This is a genomic window from Yoonia sp., assembly GCF_017854565.1.
Taxonomy (GTDB): domain Bacteria; phylum Pseudomonadota; class Alphaproteobacteria; order Rhodobacterales; family Rhodobacteraceae; genus Yoonia.
Genome location: NZ_JAFMHJ010000101.1, coordinates 1 through 3,557, shown reverse-complemented (window position 1 = coordinate 3,557; position 3,557 = coordinate 1). Strand labels below are relative to the sequence as shown.

The window sequence follows — 3,557 nt, the reverse complement described above, 5'->3', positions numbered from 1 at the left end:
GGCTCAGGATATCCGTTAGATGTCATGTATGAATGGATGGTGCAGGCCACTGGGGCTGAGACCACATAAGATGACCGCAAATTTAGTGAACGACCTCTGTGTGTGACCGTCGTTCGAGACAGAGTTCTAGGGGGCCTCTGTTGAATGCGTTTCACGTGTGCTTCGTGAAGCCAGTAAAGATGTGGCATGGACAGTAACCGCCTCGTTGATACCGCGGCCTACGCGGCTTGATTGCTCATTGCGGATGTCACCGGCGACCAGTTCCACGGCAGCAACTCATCCAGCCTGTTGATCTTGTGATCGTGGATGCGGTCGAGAATGTCAGCCAGATAGGCCAGCGGGTCGAGACCGTTCAGCTTGGCCGTTTCAATGACAGTCATCGCGCGTGCGAGGGTTTCCGCGCCGGTATCGGCGCCCGCGAAGAGCCAGTTTTTCCGTCCTATTCCAATCGGGCGCAGGGCCCGTTCAGCTGGATTGTTGTCGATGGCCACACGACCGTCGGATAGAAACAGACTGAAGGCCTCCCGCCGCGCGAGGCCGTAACGGAACGCCTTGGCCAGATCGCTTTTGCCGGGGATGCGCAGAAGCTGCTCTTCGGACCAGGCGAAGAAGGCTGTCACCTTGGGCTGGGTAAGCTTTTGACGCGTCGCATGACGCACGTCAGCGGACTGGCCGTTTATATCGCGCTCGATGTCGTAGAACTTGCCGATCCGGTCAAGCGCCTCGCGGGCGATCTCGGATTTGGTCGAGGTCCAGAAGTCGTGGAAGTCGCGCCGCAAATGCGCCCAACAGGCGGCCTCCTGCAAACGGGCTGTGCCATCAGGCTCTGGCGCGTAAAGCTTGGCATAGCCTTTGTAACCATCCGCTTGCAGGATGCCGCGCGCATCGGCCAGGTGGCTAAGAACGTGCTTTTCTTTCCAGTCTGGCGCAAAGCGATAGACAGCACCCGGTGGCGATGCCCCCGCCCAGGGTCGCTGGTCGCGCACATAGGCCCAGATCCGGCCTTGCTTGACACCCTTGCCAAGCCCCTTGTCGCGCATGCTGCGATCCAGCACCCGGATGGGTGTGTCGTCCGCATGCAGCAGATCGCTGGCCATGATGTCCGCCTCGATCCGTGCGATCAGCGGCTGCAGGGTCTTCATGGCCCGCCCGCACCAGCCGACCAGCGTGCTTTCGGGGATGTCCGCCCCCATGCGGGCGAAGATCTCATGCTGGCGATACAAAGGCAGGTGGTCGTCGAACTTCGAGACCAGAACGTGGGCCAGCAGGTTCGGCCCTGCCATACTGCCCGGGATCGGGCGGCTGGGGGCCGGTTCCTGCACCATCCGCTCGCAGCGGCGGCAGGATTTCTTGATCCGGGCGATCTGGATCACCTTCATCTGGGCGGCGATCATGTCCAGCAATTCGCTGACATCTTCGCCCACCACGCGCAGATCACCGCCACAATCAGAGCAGCAGGCACCGGGGTCCAGTTCACGGCGCTCGCGCGGGGTGCTATCCGATACACGAGGCCGGCGACGCAACGCGGGCGCATCGGCAGCCTCTGATGACGGCTCATCCTGCCCTTCGTTGATGGGCGCGTCATCTTCCTCGGCCACCGCGACCAATAGGTCTTCCAGCGCAAGTTCCAGCTGCTCGATCTCGCGCTCGATCTTCTCCGAGGACTTGCCGAAAGCCAGTTTCTGTAACTTGGCGATCCGCAAACGAAGCGCCTGAACCAACTGATCATGGACGCGCAACGTGGCCGATATCTTGGCGTTTTCTGCCGCGATCCGCGCGTTCTCGGCCTGCAAAGCGGCGATCATCGCGCGCAATTCAGCGGGATCATCAGGCAGGATTTCAGCAGGCTTTGACATGCGCCTGACTACCAAAAATCAGGTCGAAGGGCCATATAAATAACGCCATAACAGCAATAAAATCACCCCACCCGGGCAGGCGGAGCACCCCAATCCGGACGCCGCCAGTCGATCCCTTCCCACAGCATCGCCAGTTGCGCCGAGGTCAGTCGCGCTGCGCCATTCTGGGCATTCGGCCAAGGGAAACGGCCTCGCTCAAGAACCTTATAATAGAGGCAAAATCCCTGCCCATCCCAATAAAGCAACTTCAGCCGGTCACCCCGACGGCCCCGAAACGCAAACACCGCACCACTGGCAGGCTTTTGCCGCAGCACGTCTTGGGCCAGCGCCGCCAGCCCTGCGATCCCCTTGCGCATATCAGTCACACCACAGGCCAGATACACACGAACGCCAGTGCCGGGACCGATCATGCGGCGTCCACCGCTCGGATTAGGGCTGTCAGCCTGGCCGGGTCGATTGTGCTTTCAAAATGCAAGCTGCGCCCGCCACGCAGACGCAACTCAACAGCAACCGGCGGCGGTGCCTCAGCAACCGGTGCCTGCGCCACAGGCACTCCAGCCGCAACTGGCATGTGCAACGGAAAAAACAGCGCCCCGGCATCGGGCGACCACAGACCCTTCTTCTTGAGGTCATGCCGCCAAGCATAAATCTGTTGCCGGGTCACCTCATGGCGCTGCGCCACCTGTGTCACCGTGGCCCCGTCGATCCCGACCGACATGACAATCTCAAGCTTGTCCTCATCACGCCAGAAGCGCCGCCGCTCCAAACCAAGAATTTCGCCACGCATCGCAGACCCCGAATAAGACACGTCGTTAACGACGTCGTTAAACACGTACCTTAGATCACCGCCCTGCCGTTAGGCAGGCGGTGCCAATGGGGCGGTTACCATGGACAGTCCTCCTGTCACCTTTGAAACATGATGCCAGGATGAATGAAATCGGCAAGCTAGTAGACAGAGTAGCCAAATTAGGGTCTGGTTGCGGAGTCTCGATGAGAACGGAAAGGTTTGGTCATGGGAATGTTTGAAACTGCCGAGAAATTCTTTGAGGCATGTGAGACGGGCAAAGGTTGGGATGGCTGCGAGCAGTATTGCACCGACGACGCCAGTTTTGCCGCCGAGGCCGTAGCCTTGGAGAATATTACGACCCTCGGAGGCTATTGCGATTGGATGGCAGCTGTTTACGACCGTATGTCAGACGTTTCATACGAGTTAAAAGGGTTTGCCCTGGATAAGCCTCGGAGCGTTGTCATGGCCTATGGCGTATTCATGGGGACGCCAATTGGTGAAGGAGAGCAGAAGAGCGTTTCCACCAACTATGTCTACTCGATGGAGTTTGAGGGGGATAAGATTGGGCATGTCACGAAGATCTGGAACGACACATACTGACACCTGCCGACAGCGTCCGGCCAGATGTTTCGGCCTCATATCCGAAAAAACCGAACGAAGAACTTGCCCGGATACCGTCTCAACGGTCCCTTTATCCGCATCGCGCTCATGGCCCCGTTTTTCGGCAGGCTCCACTCACGGTAGAAGCTGCCGTTGGCGCAAAGACAAATTTATAGGTCTAGAGCGTAGGCGTCCCGTTAAAATCCTGAGTGTAATCTGATACTTATACCGTTCTTGACCCGGTATGGGTACGGTATTGTGGCGGAGAGACAGGGAGTTCAGGTCCTACCCTATCCGTCTACTATCAGCTAACA

4 protein-coding genes are annotated in these 3,557 nt (G+C 58.7%); 1 reads left to right on the top strand and 3 read right to left on the bottom strand.

Translation table 11 applies throughout. The features are described from left to right. Positions 1–218: 218 nt before the first annotated feature. From QZ196_RS17380 to QZ196_RS17370, 3 genes are all read right to left on the bottom strand, one after another. The gene (locus QZ196_RS17380) at positions 219–1,856 is read right to left on the bottom strand and encodes an IS66 family transposase (RefSeq protein WP_296428650.1); all 1,638 of its coding nucleotides are present in this window, start codon (positions 1,854–1,856) and stop codon (positions 219–221) included. 62 nt (positions 1,857–1,918) lie between these two features. Next, on the bottom strand, positions 1,919–2,266 hold the full coding sequence (tnpB, locus tag QZ196_RS17375) for an IS66 family insertion sequence element accessory protein TnpB (protein WP_296428647.1): 348 nt from the start codon (positions 2,264–2,266) through the stop codon (positions 1,919–1,921). Then, entirely contained in the window at positions 2,263–2,688 is a 426-nt protein-coding gene (locus QZ196_RS17370) for a transposase (protein WP_296428645.1), read from the bottom strand. Before QZ196_RS17370 ends, tnpB begins: the two co-directional genes overlap by 4 nt. Positions 2,689–2,868: 180 nt before the next feature. On the opposite strand from QZ196_RS17370, the gene QZ196_RS17365 reads away from it, so the two are divergent. After that, positions 2,869–3,243 carry a nuclear transport factor 2 family protein gene (locus tag QZ196_RS17365; protein ID WP_296428642.1) on the top strand — a complete coding sequence of 125 codons (375 nt, stop codon included), beginning with the start codon at positions 2,869–2,871 and terminating at the stop codon, positions 3,241–3,243. Positions 3,244–3,557: the final 314 nt, after the last annotated feature.

Bases quoted from the DNA above. Each gene is read 5' to 3' on its own strand.
- QZ196_RS17380 (WP_296428650.1), bottom strand. From the start codon at position 1,856: ATGTCAAAGCCTGCTGAAATCCTGCCTGATGATCCCGCTGAATTGCGC.
- tnpB (WP_296428647.1), bottom strand. From the start codon at position 2,266: ATGATCGGTCCCGGCACTGGCGTTCGTGTGTATCTGGCCTGTGGTGTG.
- QZ196_RS17365 (WP_296428642.1), top strand. From the start codon at position 2,869: ATGGGAATGTTTGAAACTGCCGAGAAATTCTTTGAGGCATGTGAGACG.